The organism is Arthrobacter sp. MYb221 (assembly GCF_002979835.1).
Taxonomy (GTDB): Bacteria; Actinomycetota; Actinomycetes; order Actinomycetales; family Micrococcaceae; genus Glutamicibacter.
On record NZ_PCPW01000008.1, the window covers coordinates 125,867 to 151,245 of the forward strand.

The window sequence follows — 25,379 nt, forward strand, 5'->3', positions numbered from 1 at the left end:
CTCGCAAGAGTTGGACACTTGTTTTATTTTGAGAGCGCTCTCATATTGAATGTGCACGAGTCTCTCGAAACCCGCACTCACACCTGGAGACCCCATGAAAACCTCGCGCAAATCGAAGCTCGCGCAGTCGGCAGCCCTGCTCGGCACCATTGCCCTGCTGGCCACCGGATGCGGCGGAGCAGATAACGCGGCCGACGCCGAACCTGCCTCGGTGGATAATCCGGTCACCCTGACCGTGACCACTTTCGGCACCATGGGCCTGGAAGCCCTGTACGAGAAATACGAAAAGGAAAATCCTGGCGTCAGCATCGAGGCGACGAATATCGATACCGGTGGAAACGCCCTGGTTGATTGGAAGACTAAACAAGCCTCGGGTGCGGGCCTGCCCGACCTCCAGGCCGTTGAAGAAGGCTGGCTCGGGCAGGTAATGGCCGTTTCTGATTCCTTCACCGACCTGCGCGACTACGGCATAGAAGATCTCAAGTCACAGTGGGTCGATTGGAAGGTCGAACAGGCCACCGACGCCGAAGGGCGGATCATCGGATACGGCACGGATATCGGTCCAGAAGGACTCTGCTACAACACCAAGCTGCTAGAACAGGCAGATATGCCGGCAGAGCGCACCGAATTCGCGGAACTCATCGGTGGTGAGGATGCCAGCTGGGAGGACTACTTCGCAGCCGGCAAAAAATATGAGGAAAAAACCGGCAAAGCCTGGTTCGACCAGTCCGGGTTCGTCTGGAATGCCATGGTCAACCAACTCGATGAGGGTTATTACAAGTCAGGTGGTTCGCTGAATATCCAGGGCAACGCAGAATTGAACGAACGCTGGAAGCAACTGGCAGGGGCCACCGAAGCAGGGCTCTCGTCGGGGCAGACCCAGTGGGACTGGGGTAAAGGCCAGGCTTTCCTGGACGGCTCCTTCGCCACTATGCCCTGCCCAGGCTGGATGTTAGGAGTAGTCAAGGGACAGGTTGAAGGTGCTGGTGGAGATGCATCTTCTGGTTGGGACTTTGCAGATGTCTTCCCTGGCGGTCCGGCAAACTGGGGCGGAACCTTCTTGACCATTCCCGCCACCTCGAAGAATCCAGCCGAAGCGGCCAAACTCGCCACCTGGCTGACCGATGCGCAGTCGCAGGCAGCCGCCTTTGAAACTGCCGGGACATTCCCCAGCAACCTCGAGGCTCAGGGTTCCGAACAGGTCACCGGAAGCAACGAGCTGACTAAGTTCTTCAACGATGCTCCCATCGGCCAGCTCCTGGCAAACCGGGCCGAGGGCGTGAAGGCACAGTTCAAGGGGGCAGATGATTCGGTCATCCAGGAGCAGGTCTTTGGCCCGGCAACTATCGCGTTGGATGGCGGCAAGGACGGCCAAGCCGCGTGGGATGAGGCCATGTCGACGCTGACGAACTTGGACATCAAGTAATCACCACCTGTAGGCCGGCCGGCAATGCGGCCGGCCTATGCGGAAAGAGAATCCGATAAATGAGCATCTTGACCAACAACGCTTCGGGCACCCCAGGTGCCGCGGCGCCGACGGGGGAGCAGCCCCCAGGCAAAAGGCACCGCAGGGCTGATCCGGCAGCCGGGAAGAAAACGCGCCGGCGTCAGCGTTGGGGACGGCTGGACTTCAAATACTCCCCGTATCTATACGTTTCACCTTTTTTCATTCTCTTCGCCCTGGTGGGGCTCTTTCCGCTGGTCTACACCTTCGTGGTGTCAATCAATGACTGGGACCTACTCGGGGGAGCCGGTGACTGGGTAGGGCTGGAGAACTACGCCGCAGAACTTAGCTCACCACTGTTCTGGAATTCGCTGTTCAACACGTTCAGCATCTTCCTGCTCTCGGCGATTCCCCAACTGCTCGTGGCCACCTTCATCGCAGCCATGCTGGACCAGAATATTCGTGCCAAGACGTTCTGGCGAATGAGTGTGCTGATTCCCTATGTGGTAACTCCGGTGGCCGTGACGCTGATCTTCTCCTCGGCCTTCGACGAGAAATATGGACTCATCAACAACCTGCTCCAAGTGATCAACATCGATCCGGTGGCGTGGAAGAGCGAGGTACTTCCCTCGCACTTGGCCATCGCCACCATGGTGAACTGGCGCTGGACCGGTTACAACGCGCTGATCCTGCTGGCAGCCATGCAAGCGGTGCCGCGCGAACTGCACGAGTCCGCCGCGCTGGACGGAGCGGGGTCGATGCGCCGGTTCTTCTCCATCACGCTGCCGAGCATTCGCCCCACGATGATCTTCGTGATCATCACCGCGACCATCGGTGGCCTGCAGATCTTCACCGAACCGAAACTATTCAACGCCAGCAGCTCGGTGCCCGGCGGTCCCGAGCGCGAATACCAAACCACGGTGCTCTATCTCTGGGATCTGGCGTTCAACCGCGGCGACTTCGGTCGCGCATCTGCGGTCGCCTGGATGCTGTTCTTGATCATTATCGTGATCGGCCTGATCAACTTCGTGCTTTCGGGCGCCATTGCCTCTTCGAGCGAAGGGGGTAGCCGCAAGCGGCGCCGAGCGCAACGGCTGGCGCACCGAAACGGCGTGCGGCAAGCAAAAGCCAAGGTCGCCTCGAAGGGCGAAAGGTTAACAGACGCAGCAGCGAGCCCGAAGGACGGGGATTCCCATGACTAGCACCTCCTTGGACCGAACTGTGGAAGCCGGGAAACCTGCAGCCAAACGCAAAAACTTCTCCATGGATCGCCGCCCAGGCTTTCTCACTTACGGGTTGCTGATCGCGTTCTTCCTCGGAAGCACCTACCCGCTGTGGTATTCGATGGTGATCGGTTCGAATACCGGGGCGGTATTCGCCTCGACGTACCCACCACTGCTTCCCGGAGGCTCGTTCTGGACTAATGCCGCCGAAGTTTTCCACACCATCGATTTCTGGGGCGCACTGGGAAACAGCATTCTCGTCTCCTCGGTCATCACGATCTCGGTGGTGGCATTCTCGACACTGGCGGGATATGCGTTCGCAAAGTTGCGCTTCCGCGGACGCCAGGGGCTGCTGGTCTTCGTGATTGCCACCCTGGCGGTGCCGACCCAGCTGGGGATCATCCCGTTGTTCATGGTGATGAAGGAATTTGGCTGGACCGGATCGCTCGGTGCAGTCATGGTGCCCACCTTGGTCACCGCGTTCGGAGTGTTTTTCATGCGCCAGTATTTGGTGGATGTCGTGCCAGATGAGTTGATCGAGGCAGCCCGAATCGACGGTGCCAGCATGATCGGTACCTTTTGGCATGTAGGAGTACCCGCGGCCCGTCCGGCGATGGCCATCTTGGCGCTCTTTACCTTCATGACCGCATGGACCGACTATCTGTGGCCAATGCTGGTCGCACCCCAAAATCCCACCTTGCAGGTGGCATTGAGCCAACTGCAATCCGCACGCTATGTGGACTACACGATCGTGATGTCCGGTGCGCTGATGGCAACCATCCCGCTGCTGCTGCTTTTTATAGTGGCGGGTAAACAACTTGTATCCGGAATTATGGCAGGAGCTGTAAAGGGCTAATGACAACCCACTTATCAGAGAATTTCGCTTGGCCCAGAGAATTCCTCTGGGGCTCGGCCACCGCGGCGGCGCAAATCGAAGGCGCCAGCCACGCCTACGGTAAAGAAGACTCCGTCTGGGATGCGTTCGCTCGCAAGCAGGGGGTGATCGCCGGCGGCGACAACCTGGAGACTGCGGTGGACCACTACCACCGGTACCGAGAGGATGTCGGGTTAATGCGTGAGCTCGGTCTGGATTCCTACCGCTTCTCCACCAGCTGGGCGCGGGTGGTTCCCGGCGGGCGTAGCGTCAACCCCGAGGGCCTGGATTTTTATTCGAGGCTAGTCGACGAGCTGTTGGAGCAGGGAATTCTGCCCTGGCTGACGCTGTACCACTGGGATCTGCCGCAGGCCCTCGAAGAGCAGGGCGGCTGGGCCAACCGTGACACGGCCTATAAATTCGCTGAGTATGCCGAGCTGGTTTACGCAAAGCTCGGTGACCGAGTCAAGCACTGGACGACCTTTAACGAACCGTTGTGTTCTTCGCTCATCGGTTACGCAGCCGGGGAACACGCACCGGGACGCCAAGATCCCGCGGCGGCTTTGTCGGCCGTGCACCACCAGCACCTCGGACATGGCCTGGCGGCAAAGCGTTTGCGTGAACTCGGCGCCCAAGAGCTTGGCATCACGCTGAATCTGACCAACGCGGTGCCAAACGATCCAACGGACCCGGTGGATCTGGAAGCGGCCCGTCGTATCGATGCGCTGTGGAACCGGATGTTCTTGGATCCCTTGCTGCGCGGTTCCTATCCCGAGGACCTGCTCGTAGACGTGGATGGCTTGGGGCTGGCCGAGGTCATTATGCCAGGGGACCTCGAGATCATTCATCAGCCCATCGACTTTCTCGGGGTGAACCATTATCACGATGACAACGTGTCGGGGCATCCGCTTGGCGAAGGCGAGCCAGAGGCGGTTGTACCAACTGATGCGCCGAAGTCCTCGCCTTTTGTAGGAAGCGAATATGTCAGCTTCCCGAGCCGAGACCTGCCGCGTACTGCGATGGGTTGGGAAGTTAATCCGCAGGGCCTGCGGATACTGCTGAACCGGTTGCAGACCGAATACAAGGATCTTCCGGCCTTGTACATCACCGAGAACGGAGCCTCCTATGCCGACGAACTGTCAGCGGACGGAACCGTGGCCGATGTCGAACGTCGTGAATACGTTTTTAGCCACCTGGATGCTGTTGCCGGTGCCATCCAAGACGGAGTGGACGTGCGGGGCTACTTCCTCTGGTCCTTGCTCGATAATTTCGAATGGGCCTGGGGCTATCAGAAGCGATTCGGCATCATTTACGTCGACTATGAAACCCAGGAACGCATTATTAAGGACAGCGGCAGGGCCTACGCGGGACTAATTGCCGCCAACCGTACAATGGCATAGCACTGGTGCGTGGCGCTTAGCCAAGCGCCACGCACCACACGCTAGTCACAAGGACCCGCCCAGCTACCGCAAAGAAGTAACGATGCCCGAACCACGCAAACAACAGCCGACGCTGGAACAGGTTGCCGAACGTGCAGGAGTCTCCAGAGCCACGGTGTCTCGCGTGGTCAACGGGTCGGACAAGGTCAAGGCCGATGCGGCGCGGGCAGTGGAAAAGGCCATCGCGGAACTGAACTACGTCCCGAATCGAGCGGCCCGTTCCCTCGCACAGGGTCGTACCAATTCCATCGCGTTAGTCATCCCCGAAAGCACCGCGAAGTTCTTCGCAGACCCATACTTCGCTGCGGTGATTCAGGGGGCTGCGATGTACCTGAGCACCACCGAATTCACGCTGTCCCTGTTGATCGCCACCGAGTCTGACCCCGCGAAAACCAGCCGCTACCTACGGGGCGGAAACGTTGATGGGGCGTTGATCCTTTCGCACCACGCGGATGACAGCTCATACAGCGAACTGGCCGGAGCGTTGCCGTTGGTCTTCGGCGGCCGCCCCATGAGCAACGAAGACGGCGACGTGTTCGTCGTTGACGTAGATAACGCGGCCGCGGCACGGGAAGCAACTGAAGCCATGCTCAAAGCGGGTCGCAAATACCCGGCGGCGATCTCGGGACCGCAGAACATGGGTGCGGCCCTCGACCGCCAATTGGGTTTCGAACAGGCGGTGCACGCCGCCGGTCTTGGCGTTGCCGCGGTTGCGGTGGGCGATTTCACCCCGGGCAGCGGAGAAACCGCCATGCGCGATTTGCTGGCCAGCGGCATAAAAATCGACTCGTTGTTTGCCGCCAGCGCGCAAATGGCCTTTGGCGCGATGAAGGTGATCGCTGAGGCGGGGCTTTCCGTGCCCAGAGACATCGCCATCACCACCATCGATGATGATTCATTTGCGCGCAATGCCTCGCCTGCGTTGACTACCGTGGCGCAGAATGCGGAAGAGCAAGGAGCCAAAATGGCGGAGGTTGTGGTGCAGCGCATTAATGGTGAAATGGTGCCCGAACGAATCATCATGCCAACAAAGCTGATTTTGCGCGGGTCCCACGGCGGCTAAATAAGTGCTTGGAGTTAAGCAAACAGTTAACCAAAAAATTCCCACTCCGGAGAGTGGGAATTTCAATTTGTGCGCCCAGAGGGATTCGAACCCCCGGCCTCCTGTTCCGTAGACAGGCGCTCTATCCAGCTGAGCTATGGGCGCATATTTAGTTGTTTTTCGCCTTGACGACTCCAATGACTTTACACCAGATTATCCGAAGGGCAAAAGCCGGAGAGGCCAAAGTGTGGCGTTTCACATCGGCCGTGGTGAATGTCGCCTGGGTCCGTCAAAACTGCCTTGGGTATGCAACCAGTGGAGCGTGCTTGAGTGCTGAAATGACACAATAGCTGGTGTGAATACTTGGACTGCATGGACTGGTGAAATTAAACCGTTACCTGGCGGGCGCCTCGGTCGTTTTGTCCCGCTGGCGCTTGCGCTGTTCATGTACGCGGGTGATGTGTGGCTGGGGACAGCCGGCTACCTCGCAGAACTTGGCGTGTTGTACCTGGCTTTTCCGTACCTGCCCCTGGCGGCTTTGTCGCTTGGGGTCCTGCCAAGCATTGCCGCATGGTTTGTGGGGTTGCTGCTTATCGCGGCGGTCGGTATGCCCGGGGTCTTATTGGCCAGCATGGTTTTTCCCTCGGTATTTGTCATTGTGCTCTCCTGCTATTTGCTGCCGTGGCGGGCGGCACTCGCTTTTCCCTCCGCAGCCATGGGCATGTTGTTCCTGCTGTATCTACTCTTGCCGGAGGTGGAGCTCCTGGCGGTCATGTTGCTGTGCGGTTTCGGCGTCATGTCGGCCGTGGCCGGGTTGAGCCTGAATGTCTATCGCCGGAAGAATGAAACGAGCGCCAAACGAATCAGGGATCTGGAAGTCGAGCAGGCGAGAATTCGCTCCGAGGAACGAACGCAGCTCGCTCATGAGCTGCACGACATTGTTGCCCACGATGTCACGATCATGGCTATGCAAGCCCGTCGGGCCGAGTTCGTCAACGACCCGAAGAAGACTGCGGAAATCCTCGCTGGAATTGGCAATGCCGCGCAGCAAACCCTGCAGGATCTTCGCAGCCTTGTCGTCTTGCTGAAAACGGAAGCCAACGAAAATGAATTTCAGAGTCCCTCGGGGCTGGAAGCAGAAGAAGGCCAACAGATCTTGGAGTCCGATGAACTTTCCGGGGAGACCACTACCGCGGTAGGGCTGGTACATGATTTGGACAAGGTCATGCAAGCGCTCAAACGGGCCGGATTCGACGTGGCCTTCGCGCTAGAAGGCGAAGTAGCGCGTATTCCGGCGAGTTTGCGCCAAGCCCTTCGGCGAACCATCCGGGAACTGGGAACCAATATCCTCAAGCACGCGAATCCTGACGGAGCAGTGGAACTCCAGCTCCGTATCCGGCCAGACCGCGTATTGCTCAGCTCGACAAATGATATTGGACAGGGCACTCCCATCATGTCGTCGCAGACAGGTTTGGAAGCGATGCGCGCACGCTGCGAGGTATTTGGCGGCACCGTGGAGACCAGCGATTCCACCGGCCGCTGGTCGATCGGCGTAACTATCCCGCTTGAAGGCTTGCCCGCTACCGGATAACGACGGCAACCATGCAAAAATAGTGACCAGATGCGCTATCACCGTACGCGCATGAGAACCAAGTGCGTGGACTACCGCCAAGCGAGGAGTTATCAGTGACAACAGTGCTGCTTGTGGATGACGAGGCCTTGACCCGGGAAATTTTGCGAGATTATCTCTCCTCAGACCCCACCATTGAAATCGTCGGCGAAGCATCCAATGGGAAATCCGCCGTAGTCCAGGCGGCCTCGTTGCAGCCCGAGGTCATCTTGATGGATATGCAAATGCCGGTCATGGACGGCGTTGCGGCAACAGCCCAGATCCACCAGAGCAACCCTGAGATCGCGATTCTCGGTTTGAGCACTTTCGCCACCGACCGATATGTGGTGGACCTGCTGCGTGCTGGTGCCTCGGGCTACATCGTCAAGGATGCTAAGCCCCAGGAAATCACCGATGCGATTAATAAAGTGGCAGCCGGTGAGTCCATTCTGTCGCCGCAAGTGGCTCGACATGTGGTCAGCGGGCTGGCGAACTCAATCCCAGCCGAAGTCGAAGCCGATGCAGAACTGATCGATGCCCTGACCGACAAGGAACTGGAAGTCATCAAGCTTCTCGGGCGGGGCATGAGCAACAAGGAGATGGCCACGGAACTTTTTGTCACCGAGTCAACTATCAAAGCTCGCTTCGTGAAGGTTATGGAGAAATTTGGTGTGCGGGACCGCGTGCAGATTCTAGTCAAGGCCGTGGAACATGGGCTTCTGGACATGAAGCCGGGGTCACGCGCACGCTAGGCGCAACTCCGGTAGCTTAGGATTTGCCGAGCACCGCACGCGGGGAGCGCAACAAGCCTTCCAATGCCAATTCGAGGTCGGCGTTTGCGACTTCATTCACCTGCGACTCGGGATTCAGAATCAAGTCGCCACCCCAACCCATGACCTCGTACTGGGCCAGCGCCCGAACCAACTCCACTGGTGAGCACCAGGCACGATTCAGATTGGCGATCGCGAACTGCTTGATTAGCAGCTCCTCATCCCGGGTCACCCGCAGGCCAAGATCTGCGACCGCGTCCAGCGTTGATTCCAAGGAGCCCAGCGAGTGGTTCTCCTGAGCAATGACCTGCCACATGATCGCAGGCTGGCGGTCCTTCAGGACGCGCATTATTTTTATCAATGCAGCGTGCCCGGCCTGTTTCGTGGCCTTGGGCAAAAGCGCGACTGGACCTCCGGACAAGGTGGCAAGGGCCAAAAAAGTGGCCGCCGAACCGAGAGCCGCGGAGGGATCGGCACCTGTAACCGTGATTTGTTCATAACCTTGGGTAGTCGTTCGCTCCAGGCGGTCCGAAAGCCCCGGGTTGTCTTTGCTTTCGAGGTGCCCGAAAAGTTCTGCACCGGGTGCTGCTAAGTTTTCTAGCTGCGCTTGCGGCCCAACCAGCGCCAGGGCGGGAGCGCCGGCCAAATCCGGGTCGATTTGCTGGGCATGCTCGGCGAAGGTTTGGAGCCACCGCTCCGCACCGCGCAAGGGAAGTGCTGCCGTCACATTGACTGCTCCAGCGCTGACCGCCCAGTCGTGCCAAATTGTTCCGGAATTCGAGGCGCAGACTCTGCCGGCTACCGCGCGCAGGGTTTGCTCCGCTTCGGAGGAACGCCGCTGATCGGTGCGCCAAGCCAAACTGACTAGGGTGAAGTGCGTTCGGTCATCTGGTATGGATCGGACGGGAGGGAATGCGCTGTTCACGGCTGGGACTCCTATGCGGGTTCAAGGGTCAAATGGTGGTGCTGCTGTGCAGCGAGACGTTTAGCCGAGGTTTGGAGCGCAGCGCGCAGGCCGGGCACATCGCCTAAGCCGTCGCGTAGTTTTTGCACTAAACCGGCCGCGAAACCGGGGGCATCTCGCAGCAAGATATCGCGGGCCACGGCGCGGGCGAACCGTTGGTCGTCATGCACAAGTTTTTCGGCGGTAAATAGTGCTCGCTGGCCGGCACGCAGCAATAGGTCATCATCGCAAAACCTCAGGGCAGCGAGGCGTTCGACAGGTTCGATTCCCGAGTTTGTGTCATCAACCAACACAAAGAGATCGTTGTGGACACGGTCGCCTGGGCCAAACATGCCCGCGCTGGCATCCAATCCTGAAGGCAGGGACAGCATTGCTGCGGCCAGCAGGTCTCCCAAAATTTCGGAATACACTCGTGGTGCCGGCGCACTGCGGGTGGCTACGAGCAGACGGGGGCGCTGCAGTCCTGGAACGGTTACGGTGCGCCGGCTGGCCGTGCGGAAAATGGACTCCTGCGCGGGCGGCACCGCCGGGGCCTCGGGGGTTTCAGTGGGCAGTGCATCTTGCAGACTCTGCAACATGTCCGCCGGTTCTTTGGGCCCGAAGGCGACCATTACCGCGTTGGAGGTGCGGTAATGGCGTGCGTGCAGCTCGCGCAACCGCCCTCCGGTCGCGCGCCCGAGGAGGTCGGCGTCTCCCGAACCGTCATGGGAATTTGCATGATCTTGCCAGCAGTGCGCCGAAAGATGCGGCCAAGGCAGAACGCCGCCGGGCGCCGAGGCGAGGCGGCTAGCGCGCTCAGTGGCCACGGCAGTGACCTGTGTGGTGATCTGTTCTTCTCTGAGCCTTGGGTAAAAGACCTGGTCCGCGATCCGCCGAGCCATGTCGTCAATCTGGTTTACCGGAGCAGTTTCATAGAATTCGGTGTAGTCCATATGCGTATGACCGCCGAGGACCCCGCCGGCGTGGAGCACCTGCAGTTCACGGTCCGCTCCGGTGATCGTGGAACTGTCCTGATAAATTAGGTGTTCCAGCAGGTGCATCATTCCCTCTTCGCCTTCCCGCTCATGACGCATTCCAGCGGCGACGCCCAGTACTACCGAGGCATTGCGCGTTTGGGGAGCATGAACGGCCGCTATGCGTGCCCCCGATTTCAGCGAGCGGAATTGTATGTGCCGTGTGCTGGCATCGATACGGGTGAGCAAGGCCTTCTCCTAAAGTTTCGCGTACTGGGTAGACAGATGGTTGACGGCCAAGTCCAAGAGCAGTTGGGCTTCGCGCAACGAGGCATGTCCGTAGTGGTGCCAGTCGTAAGCATGCTGGGTCAGCCGGTAGGCGCAGGCCAAACTAAAGCCGGATTCGCCAATGGCCTCGGGGTAGGTATCCAGCAGTCCCAAGCGCAGCGGGTCGAGGTTTGTGCGCAATGCGGGGTAGAAGGCATAGAGCTCGGCAATTTCACCAAGAACCCATCCGAAGTCATAGGCGGGAGCCGCAAGTCCAGTGTCCTCTCCGGTCAACAGCGATCCACTACGGCCATTTGCGGTGAGCACCCAATGAGCCATGCCGGGGGAGCCATGCGCCAACGCCGAATCCTGAGTGCCCAGCATTCGCTGCGACCACCGCTTCAGTTGGCCTAGGGCCATGGGGCCCAACGTGTGCAACGCAGGCAACCATTTTCCACTCAGCCAGCCTTCGGCCCGTTGCAACGTGCGCGGTTCGCGAAGCGTTGTTTGACCGGTTATGGGGGTAGCGTGCAGATTATTGAGCGCCTCACCCCACAGCAGACCTATGCGGTGCATGTCCTTGGGGGAGCGTTGCTGGAGTTGTTCAGCAACGGTTGTGCCGGCAGTGGTAGCGTAGCTGCGAAATGTGGCGGTTCCCTCTCCCCACACAATGTGTTGCCGCTGATTCTCCGCAGAAGGGTTTTGCGTCTGGGAGAAATCGAGTGGTGCCTGGGCACCCAATCGTCGAGTCCACACGGCTTTGCCCTGCCCCAAATGCAGCTCCGTGACGAGCAGGCCCGTCGTGAGCCGGCGCCTTGGCGTGCTGCGCGGTTGCACTTCGGTTGTAGTCATTGCCGCTCAACCCCCGTAACAAGATCAACGAGTAAACGACGTTCCGACTCGAGGCGGCGCAATACTGCTGGAAAGGCGGGTGGAACCCAGGCGTCGGAAATAGCGCTGGATTCGCTCGGGCCGGGGACAGGATTGATCACGAGGAAGTTCTTCGGTTTGCGCAACTTCTCCAGAATATCCCTGACCAGTTGGTTTTCCATTGCACGTGGAGGAAGCGACGGCGCTATGCACACCCTTGCATGGGTGCTCAGCGCCGCAAGCAGTGAGGGGGAATCGCTGATGCCGTGGGCAAGCCGCGAAGTGTAGTCCAACGTGGCCGGGTAGATCAGGATCAGATCCGCCCACTCGGCCAAATCGATATGGGCCGCGATAATTTCATCGTCCCAATGGTCGGATTGGATCCGGGCCCGTAGCCGAGTCTCAAGGCTGTGACGGGTGATGAAACGGCTGGCAGAATCGCGCATGACGATCCTGAACTGTGTTTCGGGGGCAGCTTCTAGGGCCCATTCAAGCCAAAACGGCATCATTTGAGTGGCAGCGGATCCGGTAAGGACCAGCACGACTTTTCGGTAGCCGAATCCTTCGAGCGTGAGATCCAGCTTGGAGGCGTCGGCCTTACTTTCTGCGGTGGTCATGGTGTTCCTTTTTGAGGGACTTGATGGGTCCGGTTGGGCGACGGCCCGAATAACGGCTCTGGGGCCGTCGCCTGACCGGGGTAGGACGGGGACTAGCAGCCCATCGTGAGCGTTGCGCCAATGAGCACGCCAGCGCAGAACGGGCTGGTGGCGGGTGCTTCGGTGGCGGCGTCGGCGCCGAGTTCACCGGCGGTGGCGAAGGTGTTGTGCGCCTGGGCGAGGTCGGTGAGGTTGGCTTGTGGTGCGAGTGCGTTGTTGTCCATGTCGTGCTCCTTTTTGGGTGTGATGGGTTGGTGGGTGTGGGGGGGGGCTTAGCAGCCGGCGCCGAGGGTGGCGCCGATGATGATGCCGACGCAAAGCGGGCTGGTGGCGGGTGCTTCGGTGGCGGCGTCGGCGCCGAGTTCACCGGCGGTGGTGAAGGTGTTGTGCGCCTGGGCGAGGTCGGTGAGGTTGGCTTGTGGTGCGAGTGCGTTGTTGTCCATGTTTTGCTCCTTTTTGGTTGTGATGGGTTGCTGGGTGTGGGGGCTTAGCAGCCGGCGCCGAGGGTGGCGCCGATGATGATGCCGACGCAAAGCGGGCTGGTGGCGGGTGCTTCGGTGGCGGCGTCGGCGCCGAGTTCACCGGCGGTGGTGAAGGTGTTGTGCGCCTGGGCGAGGTCGGTGAGGTTGGCTTGTGGTGCGAGTGCGTTGTTGTCCATGTTTTGCTCCTTGAGATAATTGCCGTTGAAGGCTGATTGTGTTGTTCCTCGGATGAGGTGTGAACGCGTTTCCAGAGGCTGCGGGGGCGCCTCGACGGTACGCAAATTTTTGGGGGTGCTTCACCGAGGCGCTGAATTCGCTGGCTCGTGAATGCGGAAAGTATGAGAAGCTCAGAGATTGGTTGCCGGATTACGAGGATCGATCCTGGCTCTGGTCGCCTCAAATGCCCAGGCATCCTGCAGTCGCATCTCGTTCTTGGCCGCGGTCAGCAGTGCATCGGTGAGTACCCGGGAGCGGTGCTGTCCGAAGCTCAGCCCTCGGTGGGAAGGCCGTGGATCCGCCGATTCTCCCGCTTGCGAGAATCTTGGAGACAGCCGCTGGGTAAAGATCGAGTGCTCCGTGTGCGGGGCTGAGATCCGAGCCGTTGCGGCGGTGAGACGGTCGGCGATCTCCTGCACAGCGGTGTCTGGCACGTAGAGCACCATCGCGTCGCTGCGCGGATAGGCGAGGGAAGAGGAAAGCGCTTTAGCCTGATAGCCGCCGGCTGACTTTGCTAAGACATCTAGGACGATAGGCCAGAGTTCCAAGGCTTGAGCCGCCGAATCGCAGGTGACATAGATTCGTGCAGTGACCTGCTCCGCATCGATTCCGCTTGCTCCGAGCGCCAAGACGTATCCGGGAGTGGTCCGGGTGCGCCAGCTGGGCGTGCGCACGGCCGCTTCGGATGAGGGATCCAACCGAGACACATCGTGGTGTGGGACAAGTACCTTGACGCCGCCGAGGGTGACTACGTGGTGCTTGAGACCTTGGACATCGACCGTTTGCCTTGCGGGCGATCCGGATTGCTGCCAGATGCTTCGGTGGGGGATATCCGCGATTAATTCGTCCGCGAGATCCTGGTACCCGGTCGTTGGCATATTCTCGATGAGCGGATTTCTGATGTGCAGGTGAGTGTAGGTGGCCGCGCTAAGCTGCGATCTGAGCTCACTTCGACTTCCTGCGCTCAATGAGGTGCTCCCGATACGCGCCGTATTCGCCGCCAAGTCCACCCTGACGTGATCGGCCAATCCTTCAAGTATTCGCTCAAAGCTCGCCCAGCGGGTGAGGGTCGGTGGCATCAGTGTTCACTCCTTCCGAATCCAAGGGCTTGGTAATAGCTGCCAGGACTAAGCAACGCCTTTCGTCCGACGCCGGCTGCGGCTCGTTCGATGCCAGGTAGCCGGGAGACCATTGCAGCTCGGGCAATTGAACGATCGATGAGATGCCAACCCAGATGCGCGGTGGCGCGCACGGGGAGCTGCTCGTCATAGCCGGTAGCGATGCGGGTGTAGCTGCGCCAGAGTTCCTGGATCTGCGGGACCACCATGCCCATGCGTTGCGCCATGACCGCTGTGGCCAGCTCTTCGTCGAAATGTTCCGGGGGCGCCCCGGCATTGCCCCGGCTGGTGACCGTGTCGAGAACCGCGCGGTAGATCCATTCTCCGGCCAGCATGCCGAGATCCCGGGCGGGATCTCCTAGTCCGAATTCCTCCCAGTCGAGCAGGAGTAGCTCGTTCTCCTCAAGATGAAACTGGTCGAGCCGCAGGTCCGCGTGGATTGGGCTGGTTTGATGCTGCAGTTCCCAGTCACGCAGTTCAACGGCTGCATTGATGAGTAGATTATCGGACTGCAACTGCGCCCACAGCGCGATTTCGGCGAGGGTAAAATTCTGGTACTGGGCCTGCGGAACGCCGAGGTGCAGCATTTCAATCGGGGGACTGGAAATGGTGGTGGGCTCCAGACCTGTCGGGGCAGCGGTATGCAAACGTCCAAGGATTTCACCGGCCCGTGACGCGAAATCTGCCGGCACCCGTTCCTCAACCACCATGCTGGCCAGGCTTTCACCGGGGCAGTAGTCAAAGATGAGAAGGCGTTCAATTTCATTCGAGGCGATCAGGCGTGCGCTTGCCGGCGCATGGTGCGGATGCGTGTGGGTGAAGCGTGCGAATTTCAAGGAGCGATTGAACGCTCGCGGCGTCGAAGATTTTTCGGAGAAACGTTTGGCAAAGACCTTGCTGCCATCGGCTAGCGTCAGGACCCAGGTTCCGTTGCGCCCGGCAAAAGCTGCCGGAGAAATACTCCGGACCGAGGCCCGCCCTAGCTGTTCCAATAGCGCATCAGCCAAAAGTGAAGCCTGATGAGCCTCGGGGTTCAAAGATCGAGGATAAAGCGTGGTCGTGCTCATGATGATCTGCTTCCTTCCTGTTCGTACCGGCGACGCCGATACGAACAGGGAATCTCGAAGAGCTGACGGGGTCGCTAGCGGAGGAAATTGGTGACGACGTAGGCAATGGCGACGCCGAGGGCGAGCAAGGCGAGATTACGCAGTTGCTTTCGAATATTCGAGGGCCTCTTAGCGAGGTTCTGGTTATTGTCGTTGTCAGTCATGGGGTGTCCTTTCGTCATTGACTGCGTGAAGCGGGAGAATCTAGGCGGCATCGTCGGAGCTGAGCGCATCGCGTAGCGAGACTCGCGAACCGGTACGCAGCGCGTTGTTCCGGTAGAGCTTGGTGGCCATCCAGAAAAGCACTGGAATAGACAGCACCGCGATTGCGGCGGAGGTCGCCATCTGCCAGGCATCTACTCCATCGAGTCCGACGCGCATCGGCATGAGGTACGAGGAGAACAGCGGTACGAACGACAGGGCGTGCAACCAGCCGTTCTCAAGATTATTGGGCAGGACATAGAGCGCTAGTACCAGCAGCACCATCTGCAAGACCGAAAGCGGCATAACCGCAGAAGCTAAGTCTTCTTGGCGGGCCACGGTGGCCGCCAGCGCCGTGTTCAATAGCGCAAAGATGGCATATCCAAGCAAGAACCAGATCAGGAACCACACCAGGATAGGTCCAGCTTCCACGTCGAGTAGCGAGAAGCCTCCCACCACTGAGAACCCGAGCACCCCTGCGCCACCGATGACCAGTAATTGCGTGAGAGTTACCAGGCCGATGCCGATGAGCTTGCCGAGCAGCAACGGCGTGATACCGATTTTGGTCAGCAGGATTTCGACGACTCTCGAAGATTTTTCCTCCACGACCCCGGTGGTCAGGCTTTGAGCCGAATAAACCAGAGAGGTAAGGAGCGCACAGATCATGGCCGTGGCAAAGAGCATTCGAGGATTAAGCGTGAAGGCCTGAAATTGCTCCATGGAGTTCACGAGGAACCAACCGCCGATGCCTGCTGCTGCGGCGACTCCCAGGGCAAGTAATCCGGTGGTAATCAAGATGGTTCGATTGGCCGTCCGGGTGAGGATTTCGCGCCGAATTACCAATCCAGTTTCGCGGAACGTTCCGCTCAGGCCCGGCATGGTGTTAAGGCTTAGCGGCTGGGTGGTCATGAGATTCCTCCTGCATTCTGGGCGAGTTGTGCGTTGATGGTCAGTTCGCCACGTCCGGCGGAAATGAAGTCCTGGGACAGCAAGTCGTCCAAGGATCGCTGAATTGCTTCGATGCTGCGCAAGGAACCATGACGTTGCGCCGCCGCCAGTAGCGCCGGCGGCAGGTCCAGATCGGTTCCGGACATGGACACGAACACCGTGCTGTGGTCATCGGCGGGCAACGTGACTGTGAGCCCTCGGATCATGGCGATCTCTGCTGCGAAGCCCTCGGCATTCGCCGAGAACCTCAGCTGCCATCTGCTCTGGCCGTCGTTTTGCAATTCGGCGACACTGCCGCTGGCCTTCACTCGCCCTTGGTCGAGGACGCAAACCTTGTCGCAAAGACGTTCTACCAGGTCAAGCTGGTGGGATGAGAAGAGCACCCCCACACCGCGGGCAGCCTGTTCGCGAAGCAGCGAACCCATCGTGGCCACCGCGGTTGGGTCCAAACCAGAGAACGGTTCATCGAGGACCAGAAGCGCAGGATTGCCGACGAGCGAGACAGCCAACTGGACACGTTGCTGATTGCCCAGCGACAGGTCCTGGATTAAGGTTTTTTCCCGCCCGGTCAAGCCCAGGGAGCCGATAAGATCGTCGGCAACCGCTCTGGCCTGTTTTCCCATATGGCCTTCCAGCAGGGCAAAATGGATAATTTGCTCGCGGACTGGCATTTGCGGGTAGAGTCCGCGTTCTTCTGGCATGTAGCCGATGGCTCGACGATCTGCCGTGGTGATTGGTGATCCATCCCAGGTGATTTCTCCCCGGTCGGCGTTCAGCAATCCGAGGATTAGCCGCATCGTGGTGGTCTTGCCGGCGCCGTTACCGCCAATGAACCCGACGATCTCGCCGCGTTGAACCGAAAGGTCCATATCGTGCAGAACCGTGCGGTTGCCGAAGCTGCGGACGATGCCGGTGAGCTGCAGTCCGTTCATGAGGTGCTCCTCGTGTTGGTTTCGTTATCGATACCGACTCTATGGAGCGAAGAACGAGCTGACCCTGTACTTGAGTACAGTTCTGCATTGTTCTAAAGGCCAATATTCCTTCCTGAGCGGGAACTGATCAGCACTCCTGGCAGATTATTTGAGCGTATACTCGCAGACTATCGATTCGCTTCCCGCAGTTCGAAGTGTGGGTATTCGGCCTGCCGCCATTTAATCCAGCTGAATCATATAGAGCGGAATTATTGGTCTTTTGTATATGTGCCGCATGCGCGGGGCGGTGAAAAGTTGTTGGTGGCACAAAGCTGCCGGGCACGTCATCATCTAGATCGCGAAAACTGGAGAAACTCATGGTCAAGTTGCTTACCGCTGGAACCGTTGCACTCAACACCACACTTATTTCCTTGGCCGACTCGGCATTCAGCGGAGCATTGCTATGCCAGTACTTCGGATTCTCCTGCTAGCTCAGGTTGCGAATTCCACGCTGAGTAAAGGTATAAACGTTGCTCATGACTCAGTGGGCCATGGGATTCAGCAGCTGCCGATAGCCCCATGACGCGTTTTCGCGCAAATGCAGAATAAGGTGCTACAAGCCGCGCTGAGTCCATTCGCTCCTGCTCGCTGACCCTTGCGGCGCCGATACGGGACGCAGACAGCGGGATCCGGCATTAAGGACTTGCAGAAGGTTAAACGAAAAAGTCTCGGGACATCAAATCAACGATGTCCCGAGACTTTTACTTTTTGGTGCGCCCAGAGGGATTCGAACCCCCGGCCTCCTGTTCCGTAGACAGGCGCTCTATCCAGCTGAGCTATGGGCGCATATTTAGTTTGCTTGATTCACTCTCGCGAACCTCGAATAACTATACAGATGAAATTCGATCGGTACAAATCGCAGGTGGACGGTATCTATCGAAAGTGAACAGAAGGTTATGTGAAGAATCCAAAAGGGTACCGGTCTACGTGACCTTGGTCACATAAATGGGTTGATGTTCATCGATAAACCCCCGAAATTTCGGGAAATTTATCTTCCCAAGTCTAACATCAGCCCAATGCTGAGGATTGGGTCACACAATGTGCCAGCTGGAGTACCCCTAGCCTTGATTTATTGACAAATTCAGCCCAATGGAGGGAATGGATAATGAGCACGAGCTCCGATCAGAACGTAATCGACGCAGCGCCAACCACGCACGCAAAGTTGGCAGCTTGGGTTGAGGAAGTTGCCGCGCTGACGAAGCCCGAACGTGTTTATTGGGTCGACGGCTCCGCTGCGGAGAATGACCGCCTGACCGCTGAACTGGTTGAGGCCGGCACTCTGGTTAAGCTGACCGACCCGAACTTCCCGAATTCCTACGCAGGATTCTCGGATCCGAAGGACGTCGCCCGTGTTGAGGAGCGCACCTTCATCTGCTCGGAGAAGGAAGAAGACGCCGGCTTCACCAATAACTGGGAAGACCCAGCGAAGATGAAGTCGATGCTCAACGGACTGTTCGACGGATCGATGCGCGGACGCACCATGTACGTCATTCCTTTCGTCATGGGCCCGCTGAACGCCGACGAGCCTGCATACGGTGTAGAGCTGACCGACTCCGCCTACGTGGTCGCTTCGATGCGCGTCATGGCCAAGATCGGTAGCGAAGTGCTGCGCAAGATGGAAGCCGAAGAAGCCTTCTTTGTTCCTGCGTTGCACTCGGTCGGCGCACCGCTTAAGCCAGGGCAGGAAGATGTCGTCTGGCCATGCAACGAAGACAAGTGGATCGTGCACTTCCCCGAAGAGCGCGCCATCATGTCTTACGGCTCGGGCTACGGCGGAAACGCCCTGCTGGGCAAGAAGTGCTACTCGCTGCGCATTGCCTCGGCAATGGCCCGCGACGAGGGTTGGCTCGCCGAGCACATGCTGATCCTGAAGCTGACCAGCCCACAGGGCAGGTCCTACAACATTGCAGCGGCCTTCCCCTCGGCCTGCGGCAAGACGAACCTCGCCCTGCTGGAACCAACCATTGAAGGCTGGAAAGCCGAGACGCTGGGCGATGACATCAACTGGATGCGCATCGGCAAGGACGGCGAGCTGCGCGGGGTGAACCCGGAATACGGCCTGTTCGGTGTGGCGCCGGGCACCGGGTGGTCCACCAACCCGAACGCCATGCGTGCCATCACCAAGGGCAACTCCATCTTCACCAACGTAGCGCTGACCGACGAAGGCGGCGTCTGGTGGGAGGGCATGACCGACGAGGCTCCGGCGCACCTGACCGACTGGTTGGGCAATGACTGGACGCCAGAGTCGGGCACCAACGCGGCGCACCCGAACTCCCGTTTCTGCACCCCGATCGACCAGGTCGATATGCTGTCCGAGGATTACTACTCGCCAAACGGCGTGAAGATCGACGCGATCCTCTTCGGCGGACGTCGCAAGACGACCATCCCGCTGGTGACCGAGGCACGCAGCTGGACCAACGGCATCTTCATGGGTTCAACCCTGTCCTCGGAGACCACCGCCGCCGCTTCCGGCGCAACCGGTGTGATCCGCCGCGACCCGATGGCCATGCTGCCATTCATTGGCTACAACGCAGGGGACTACCTGAACCACTGGGACAAGATCTCCGAGAAGCTCAACCCGGAGCAGATGCCGAAGATCTTCTTGGTCAACTGGTTCCGCCGCACCGCCGACGGCGGCTTCGCATGGCCTGGTTTCGGAGATAACTCGCGCGTGCTCAAGTGGGCCATCGAGCGTATCGAAGGCACCGCGGACGCCAAGGAGACCATCATCGGCAACGTGCCAACCGGCGACTCCCTGGACCTGACGGGTCTGAAGGATTTCACCCCAGCCGACGTGGAGGCCGCCGTGGCGGTCAACAAGGACGAATGGGCCACCGAGGTCGAGGGAATCGAAGAATGGTACGAGAACTTCGGTGACGCGCTGCCAGCATCGCTGCGTGCCGAGCTCGACGGTTTGAAAGCCCGCCTCAGCGCCTAGCTTTCGGTGGCAGAAGATCCCGTGGGATCCGCAGAACTGCGGATTCCGCGGGATCTTCGTTTAACCACGCGGAGTTGATTGCCCGCCCATCGCTAGGGGTGCTCCATGGCGCCGGGGTGGAAACGATCCGCGGTGTAGAGGAGCGCGCCAAACGCGATCAGCGAACTGGCCACCGCGGTGAGCGCAAAGGCCAACGCGGAATCCGCCCCGGACAGACCGACCAGCGGGGTGGCTAACGCGCCGATGAGGAATTGCGCCGACCCCAAGAGTGCGGAGCCCGAGCCCGAAACATCGCGCACCTCGGCCAACGCCAATCCGGTGGTATTGCCCATGGTGAAGCCGATCGAGGAGACCAGCACGAAGATCACCGCCGCCAGGCCCAGACTGCGTATCTGGAGCATCGCCAGCAGGAGGATCACCAGGCTTGCGCCCAGCAGAATCGTCAGCGCGACCGATATGGTGCGGCGTAGCGGGACCCGGCCCACCAGCCGTGCAGAGACCAAGCCCGAAAGGATCAGGCCCGCCGCGTTGAGGCCGAAGCATAGGGCGTAGCCCCGCGCGCTGAGACCCAGCACCTCTTGATAGAGGAAGGGCGAGGCCGAGACATAGGCCATCATCGCGCCGAAAGCGAAGCCGAACTGGACCAGGTAGCCGACAAATCGCCGGCGGGAGAGCGCCAGCTTCAGCGGGGCAAGGAAATTTCCGCCCGAACGTGCCGCGGGGGCGAGGGTTTCTCGGTAGATGGCCAGGGATCCGGTGACCATGAGCAGCGCGGCGGCGCTGAGCACCCACAGCACCAGGCGGAAGCCGCCTAGCTCACCGAGGTAGGCTCCCAAGAGCGGCGCCACCGCCGGAGCTATTGCCCCGAAAGTCATCAAAATGCTGAAGGTTCGTGCGGTCTGGACGCCCTTGGTCGTGTCGGCCACGATCGCCTTGGAAATCACCACGCCCGCCGCTCCGCCGATGCCTTGCAAACCGCGGGCGATGCTCAACGCCTCCAAGGATGGCGCCAGCGCGGCGGCCACCGAGGCCAGCACGAATAATGCGGTGCCCCAGCGCAACGGCCTGGCGCGGCCTAGCCGGTCCGAGAGCGCTCCCCACAGGAGCTGTCCAAGGCCCATCCCCAGCAGGAAGAAGGTCAGGGTCAGCTGGATCGCCGAAGCGGAAGTGGAGAACTCCTGCGTCATCGCCGGGAAGGAAGGCAGATACATGTCCGTGGCCAGCGGGCCGGTGGTGCCCAGCAGGATCAGCAGGGCAAAAAGCGGTGGGGTCAAGCGTGAGCGCTCGAAGGCAGAAGGCATAAGCCCATTCTAGAAGCGGAAACCGCCCTAGCTACGCTTGTTCCCTAGCGAGGTCCGTCGCGGGTACCTGCTCCAGCGGACCGGGCGGTTTGGCGGCAAACCAGGTCACCCCGGCACCGGCCAGCGCCACGCAAAGGATGCCGAGCAGGGACAACCAACCCAGCTGCTCACCGAGCACCAGCCAACCGATCAGCGTGCCCATGGCCGGGTCGATGGCGAACAGCGTACCCACCACGCGGGCCGAGGATATGCGAGCCGCCAGGGTGTCCACCAGATAGGGGATGGCCACCCCGATCGCGCCGCTCAGGGCCAGTAGTCCCCATTGCGCTCCGGTCACCTCGGCAACCTTCGGGATGCCGAAGGGCAAGGAGACCAGCGCGGCGATCGACACGGACAGCGCCAGCGAGCTGACGGAGGAGTCGCCTGCCTTGCCTACCTTCTCGGCCAGCAGGGTATACAACGCGAAGCAGAGTCCCGCCCCGATGCCGAAGGCGAAGCCGAGCAGATCGAAATGGCCGCCGGGCCCGGCAATGAGAATCACCCCGCCCAGGGCGAGCAATGCCCAGGCGGCTTCGCGGATACGGCGGGAGAACACCAGCGCCACCACCGCAGGGCCCAGAAAATCCAGGGTGACGGCAACGCCTAGGGGCAAATATTCGATCGCCTTATAAAGCAACAAGTTCATCGCCGCCATGACGATTCCGTAGCAGGCAATCGCCGACCACGCGCTCGCGCTGTGCCCGCGCACGGTCGGACGCAAGAAGACCAGCAGCACCACGGCCGCAAGGACTAGCCGCAAGGAACTGACGGCGGGTGAGCCGAGTGCCTCGAACATGCTTGCCGAGATTGCCGAGGAGCTCTGCACTCCGATCGAACCCAGCACCACGAAAAGCGCCGCGCGGCCACCCGAATGTGGCGGGGCGGCCGGTTTGCTTTGAGCTTGGGAGTTCATAGGGGGACAACCTTTTTCGAGTCGGGGCCTCTCTGATTGAAGTGCAGGCAGGTCAGTTGGCCAAGAATACGGCGTGGAATTGTCACAATCCGGGTTCAGTTTCCATCTACCGACGGGTAAGTGGGTGCAAAATCAACTAAATATGAAAAGATGAATCCATGGTTTTGGCACGATTGATTCTAGGGTTGCTTTGTTTGGCGCCGATGACTGGTTACGAGCTCAAGAAGCACTTTGACTCCTCTATTAATCACTTCTGGAACGCCGACAAGGCACAGATCTACCGCACGTTGGCGCAGCTGGTGGATCAAGGCTGGGCCACGGTGACCACCGTGGCCCAGTCGAATTATCCCGACCGCCAGGAGCACCACATCACCGATGCGGGGCGCGAGGCCCTGGTCGGGTGGCTCTCCAACGGCGCGGCCCACGGTGCCGAACGAGATCCGTTCATGGGCCAGGTCTTTTTCGCTGCCGAGCTGCCGCGCGAGGACATCGACCAGCTGCTGGTCGAACGCCGGGCCAAGACGCAGGCGATCCTGGATGACTACCTCTCGCAGCGCGAGGGCATCGATATGCGAGCTGCCGCGGACCGTCGTAGCTTCCTGATGGCCGCCACCTTGGACCATGCAATCCGACAGCAGGCCGCCGAGCTGGAGTGGCTCGACGCAGTATTGGAGCATCTGCCATGACGCTAGGCAAAGATCAGGGGCCCACGGCGAAGAAATTCACCCGCGAGGCTACCGATTACCCCGAGCTGCATCCGGCTCGCCGGCAGGCGGGGCCGCATAAGCACGAACAGACGCTGGTGTTCCTGCATGGCGGAAACGTCGGCAACTGGAGCTGGGATCCGCAGGTCCTGGCCTTTGGCGACTATAACGTCTTGACCTTGCACCTGCCGGCCTTCGGCGCGCGCAGCGAAGAAACCTGGCAGGGACTGGATTCCGCCGCAGACGATGTGGCGGCGCTGATCGCCGACGAAGTATCCGAAGGCGGAGTGCATCTAGTCGGGATGTCGCTCGGCGGTGTCATTGCCTTGCATGTGGCGGCCCGGCATCCGGAACTGATCGATTCGCTGTTGCTGACCGGCACTCCGGTCACCGGAGTGCCGGCCGCGGCACGTGCGGTGAACCGGATGCAGCTCAAGCTCATCGGCAGCGAATGGTACTGGCGGTTCCAAGCCGGCGCCTACGGCATGGTGGATGACGAAAGGGAGCTGTTCACCGAACACGGGGTGATGCTGAAGCCGGAGAATCTGCGCGCCATCATGGACGATCTGGATCCCGGAGGAGTGCCGGAAAGGCTCTCTGCCTACACCGGCCCGGTGCTCGCGCTGGCTGGGGGCAAAGAACCCAAACTCGTGCAGAAGTCTTTCGCGGCGCTCCGCGAGGAGCTTGGGCAGGCGGTGACCCGGGTGGTCCCGGGAATGCACCACCAATGGAATATTGAGAACCCCTTGCTGTTCAACTCCGTGGTGCGGCGTTGGATTACCGACTCGACGATCCACCCGATCCTCGTAGATCCGCTAACCGCCAAGCCATCGAAACAGCCCAAGGCTTCCAAGCAGGCAAAGCCCGAGCGCGCGGCAACTGTTGAAGCGCCCGCAGAAAAGCCGGAGCGAGCCTCAGCGCCGCAGTCCGCGGTCCCGGACGAGAAACCGAAAGCTAAAAAGCCCGAGAAGAAGTGAATGGCTTCGGCTGACAGCTAAGCGCGGTGCAGCTGCCCCCATTGATGTAGCTGCACCGCGCTTAGCCGGTCTATATTCAGGCTGCTAGCCAAACATCCGGTCCGAAGACCTCGTAGTGGATGTGCTGGGCTGGGACGCCGGCGGCCAGCGCCTGGCCGCGGACCGCGTGCATGAACGGCAGTGGCCCGCACAGGTAGAGGTGGCTGCCGGCGGCAACCTGATCGCTCAGGTCCATGAAGCCCGCGGTGGCCTCGATGCGTTCCGGAAGTTCTCCGCGTTCGAACCAGGTGCGCAGCTTCGCCTGTGGCAGCTGGGACAGCGAATCGAGCATCTGCTCGCGCAGCGGCCAGGAGGCGTAGTCCCGGTCCGCATGCAGCACGGTGATTTCACGGGTCGAGCCGTGCGCCGCCAGGGTGCTCAGGGCCGCGGCGCTCGGAGTGCAGCCGATGCCAGCGGTGGCGATGACCAGCGGTGCGCCAGAAACGTCGATGATGAGGTCTCCATAGGGATTTGAAAGTTCGACTTCGTCCCCGACCTGCAGCGCGCCATGCAGGACCGGGCTGAACTCGCCAGCCACATCAAGTTTCACGGTGAACGTGCGCCGTGCGGTGTTCTCGATATCCGCGCTGAGCGTGTACTGGCGAACCTGGCGCAGGCCATCGGCCATCGGCATGCGCACCGAAATGAATTGTCCGGGCTTGGCTAGGGTAGCCGCGGTGTCATCGCCCGGCTCGAAGCTGAAGGTCAGCGAGCCGTTGGCAGCTTCGGTACGTTCGATGAGCCTCCACGGGCTGTAGACGACGTCGTTTGCCTGCTGAGCGTACAAGCCCTTTTCGATCTTGATCAGCGCGTGGGCCATCAGCCAGTACACCTCGCTCCAGGCCTCCGCGATTTCCTGGGTCAGCGCGTCGCCAAGGTCCTCGGCGATGGCGGCGAACAGGTGCTCATGCACGATGGGGTACTGCTCCTCGACGACACCGAGCGAGCTGTGCTTGTGCGCAATGCGGGCCAGCATGGTTTCGGGCAGCGTCGCTGGCGAATTCAACAGGTGGGCGGCGAAGACCGCGATGGAGCCGGCGAGAGCCTGCTGCTGCGTTCCGTTCTTCTGGTTCGACCGGGAGAAGATTCCGTCGAGCAGCTGCGGGTGAGCGGCAAAGAGCCGCTCATAGAATTTTGGGGTGATGCTGGAGATGCGCTGACCAATAATCGGCAGCGTGGCTTCGATGATTGGGCGGGACTGGTTTGAAAGCATCTGGTCTCCTTGAAGGCGGGAATAACTTGTATTTGAAATACAAGATTATGCTTTTAGTTCTACTCCTTGTAGAAGATGATTGCAAATCGATCAGGAACTTAG

The 25,379-nt window shown here is 60.0% G+C and carries 25 protein-coding genes and 2 tRNA genes; 10 read left to right on the forward strand and 17 right to left on the reverse strand.

The genetic code is table 11. The features are described from left to right. Positions 1 to 94 precede the first annotated feature (94 nt). The 5 genes from CQ015_RS11565 to CQ015_RS11585 all read left to right on the forward strand — a co-directional run bounded on the left by CQ015_RS11565 (position 95) and on the right by CQ015_RS11585 (position 6,043). Positions 95 to 1,426, forward strand: coding sequence for an ABC transporter substrate-binding protein (locus CQ015_RS11565; protein ID WP_105650172.1), 1,332 nt, complete (start codon positions 95 to 97; stop codon positions 1,424 to 1,426). Between the two features lie 59 nt (positions 1,427 to 1,485). Then, positions 1,486 to 2,646 (forward strand): carbohydrate ABC transporter permease, encoded by a 1,161-nt coding sequence (locus CQ015_RS11570; RefSeq protein ID WP_105650173.1) that lies wholly within the window; start codon positions 1,486 to 1,488, stop codon positions 2,644 to 2,646. Next, positions 2,639 to 3,523: a carbohydrate ABC transporter permease gene (locus CQ015_RS11575; RefSeq protein ID WP_105553401.1), complete on the forward strand. Its 885-nt coding sequence runs from the start codon at positions 2,639 to 2,641 to the stop codon at positions 3,521 to 3,523. The genes CQ015_RS11570 and CQ015_RS11575 overlap by 8 nt, the downstream gene beginning before the upstream one ends. Then, positions 3,523 to 4,941: a GH1 family beta-glucosidase gene (locus CQ015_RS11580; protein WP_105650174.1), complete on the forward strand. Its 1,419-nt coding sequence runs from the start codon at positions 3,523 to 3,525 to the stop codon at positions 4,939 to 4,941. The genes CQ015_RS11575 and CQ015_RS11580 overlap by 1 nt, the downstream gene beginning before the upstream one ends. Before the next feature lie 82 nt (positions 4,942 to 5,023). Next, on the forward strand, positions 5,024 to 6,043 hold the full coding sequence (locus tag CQ015_RS11585) for a LacI family DNA-binding transcriptional regulator (protein ID WP_105553399.1): 1,020 nt from the start codon (positions 5,024 to 5,026) through the stop codon (positions 6,041 to 6,043). Positions 6,044 to 6,113: 70 nt separating this feature from the next. Here CQ015_RS11585 and CQ015_RS11590 read toward each other — a convergent pair. Then, positions 6,114 to 6,187: transfer RNA gene (locus CQ015_RS11590), tRNA-Arg, on the reverse strand. 190 nt (positions 6,188 to 6,377) lie between these two features. Here CQ015_RS11590 and CQ015_RS11595 point away from each other — a divergent pair. Both CQ015_RS11595 and CQ015_RS11600 read left to right on the forward strand, forming a co-directional pair. Then, entirely contained in the window at positions 6,378 to 7,613 is a 1,236-nt protein-coding gene (locus CQ015_RS11595) for a sensor histidine kinase (protein WP_255248401.1), read from the forward strand. A 95-nt stretch (positions 7,614 to 7,708) separates the two neighbouring features. Then, entirely contained in the window at positions 7,709 to 8,383 is a 675-nt protein-coding gene (locus CQ015_RS11600; RefSeq protein WP_096285386.1) for a response regulator transcription factor, read from the forward strand. A gap of 16 nt (positions 8,384 to 8,399) precedes the next feature. Here the strand turns inward: CQ015_RS11600 and CQ015_RS11605 are convergent, their stop codons facing one another. From CQ015_RS11605 to CQ015_RS11645, 13 genes are all read right to left on the reverse strand, one after another. After that, positions 8,400 to 9,260, reverse strand: coding sequence for a hypothetical protein (locus tag CQ015_RS11605; protein WP_105650175.1), 861 nt, complete (start codon positions 9,258 to 9,260; stop codon positions 8,400 to 8,402). A gap of 77 nt (positions 9,261 to 9,337) precedes the next feature. Further along, a complete protein-coding gene (locus CQ015_RS11610; protein ID WP_105650176.1) occupies positions 9,338 to 10,567 on the reverse strand; it encodes a pitrilysin family protein in 1,230 nt (409 codons plus the stop codon). A gap of 9 nt (positions 10,568 to 10,576) precedes the next feature. Further along, positions 10,577 to 11,437 (reverse strand): hypothetical protein, encoded by an 861-nt coding sequence (locus CQ015_RS18745; RefSeq protein ID WP_146112459.1) that lies wholly within the window; start codon positions 11,435 to 11,437, stop codon positions 10,577 to 10,579. Continuing rightward, complete coding sequence (locus CQ015_RS11620; RefSeq protein ID WP_096285377.1) at positions 11,434 to 12,072, reverse strand: flavoprotein; 639 nt, start codon at positions 12,070 to 12,072, stop codon at positions 11,434 to 11,436. Before CQ015_RS11620 ends, CQ015_RS18745 begins: the two co-directional genes overlap by 4 nt. 92 nt (positions 12,073 to 12,164) lie before the next feature. Beyond that, on the reverse strand, positions 12,165 to 12,335 hold the full coding sequence (locus CQ015_RS18990) for a hypothetical protein (RefSeq protein WP_181150407.1): 171 nt from the start codon (positions 12,333 to 12,335) through the stop codon (positions 12,165 to 12,167). 48 nt (positions 12,336 to 12,383) lie between these two features. Then, on the reverse strand, positions 12,384 to 12,554 hold the full coding sequence (locus tag CQ015_RS18995; protein WP_181148426.1) for an LxmA leader domain family RiPP: 171 nt from the start codon (positions 12,552 to 12,554) through the stop codon (positions 12,384 to 12,386). Positions 12,555 to 12,598: 44 nt separating this feature from the next. After that, positions 12,599 to 12,769 (reverse strand): LxmA leader domain family RiPP, encoded by a 171-nt coding sequence (locus CQ015_RS19000; RefSeq protein WP_181148426.1) that lies wholly within the window; start codon positions 12,767 to 12,769, stop codon positions 12,599 to 12,601. A gap of 171 nt (positions 12,770 to 12,940) precedes the next feature. After that, entirely contained in the window at positions 12,941 to 13,888 is a 948-nt protein-coding gene (locus CQ015_RS11625) for a T3SS effector HopA1 family protein (protein WP_176484141.1), read from the reverse strand. Next, positions 13,888 to 14,994: a class V lanthionine synthetase subunit LxmK gene (lxmK, locus tag CQ015_RS11630; RefSeq protein WP_258138339.1), complete on the reverse strand. Its 1,107-nt coding sequence runs from the start codon at positions 14,992 to 14,994 to the stop codon at positions 13,888 to 13,890. The genes CQ015_RS11625 and lxmK overlap by 1 nt, the downstream gene beginning before the upstream one ends. Before the next feature lie 74 nt (positions 14,995 to 15,068). Further along, positions 15,069 to 15,197 carry a hypothetical protein gene (locus CQ015_RS19380; RefSeq protein ID WP_255248399.1) on the reverse strand — a complete coding sequence of 43 codons (129 nt, stop codon included), beginning with the start codon at positions 15,195 to 15,197 and terminating at the stop codon, positions 15,069 to 15,071. A gap of 40 nt (positions 15,198 to 15,237) precedes the next feature. Continuing rightward, entirely contained in the window at positions 15,238 to 16,143 is a 906-nt protein-coding gene (locus tag CQ015_RS11635; protein WP_096285373.1) for an ABC transporter permease, read from the reverse strand. Further along, complete coding sequence (locus CQ015_RS11640; RefSeq protein ID WP_105553393.1) at positions 16,140 to 17,114, reverse strand: ABC transporter ATP-binding protein; 975 nt, start codon at positions 17,112 to 17,114, stop codon at positions 16,140 to 16,142. The genes CQ015_RS11635 and CQ015_RS11640 overlap by 4 nt, the downstream gene beginning before the upstream one ends. 748 nt (positions 17,115 to 17,862) lie before the next feature. Beyond that, a tRNA-Arg gene (locus CQ015_RS11645) sits at positions 17,863 to 17,939 on the reverse strand. Positions 17,940 to 18,258: 319 nt separating this feature from the next. On the opposite strand from CQ015_RS11645, the gene CQ015_RS11650 reads away from it, so the two are divergent. Next, positions 18,259 to 20,091: a phosphoenolpyruvate carboxykinase (GTP) gene (locus CQ015_RS11650; protein WP_105553392.1), complete on the forward strand. Its 1,833-nt coding sequence runs from the start codon at positions 18,259 to 18,261 to the stop codon at positions 20,089 to 20,091. Positions 20,092 to 20,183: 92 nt separating this feature from the next. Here CQ015_RS11650 and CQ015_RS11655 read toward each other — a convergent pair whose 3' ends face one another. Next, the gene (locus CQ015_RS11655) at positions 20,184 to 21,392 is read right to left on the reverse strand and encodes a multidrug effflux MFS transporter (protein ID WP_105553391.1); all 1,209 of its coding nucleotides are present in this window, start codon (positions 21,390 to 21,392) and stop codon (positions 20,184 to 20,186) included. Between the two features lie 31 nt (positions 21,393 to 21,423). Further along, complete coding sequence (locus tag CQ015_RS11660; protein WP_105553390.1) at positions 21,424 to 22,344, reverse strand: DMT family transporter; 921 nt, start codon at positions 22,342 to 22,344, stop codon at positions 21,424 to 21,426. Between the two features lie 158 nt (positions 22,345 to 22,502). Between CQ015_RS11660 and CQ015_RS11665 the strand changes: the two genes are divergently transcribed. Together CQ015_RS11665 and CQ015_RS11670 are read left to right on the forward strand one after the other, a co-directional pair. Continuing rightward, positions 22,503 to 23,030, forward strand: coding sequence for a PadR family transcriptional regulator (locus tag CQ015_RS11665; protein ID WP_096285361.1), 528 nt, complete (start codon positions 22,503 to 22,505; stop codon positions 23,028 to 23,030). Next, positions 23,027 to 24,025: an alpha/beta fold hydrolase gene (locus tag CQ015_RS11670; protein WP_096285359.1), complete on the forward strand. Its 999-nt coding sequence runs from the start codon at positions 23,027 to 23,029 to the stop codon at positions 24,023 to 24,025. Before CQ015_RS11665 ends, CQ015_RS11670 begins: the two co-directional genes overlap by 4 nt. A gap of 76 nt (positions 24,026 to 24,101) precedes the next feature. Here the strand turns inward: CQ015_RS11670 and CQ015_RS11675 are convergent, their stop codons facing one another. Then, positions 24,102 to 25,277 (reverse strand): globin domain-containing protein, encoded by a 1,176-nt coding sequence (locus tag CQ015_RS11675; RefSeq protein ID WP_105553389.1) that lies wholly within the window; start codon positions 25,275 to 25,277, stop codon positions 24,102 to 24,104. Between the last annotated feature and the right edge of the window lie 102 nt (positions 25,278 to 25,379).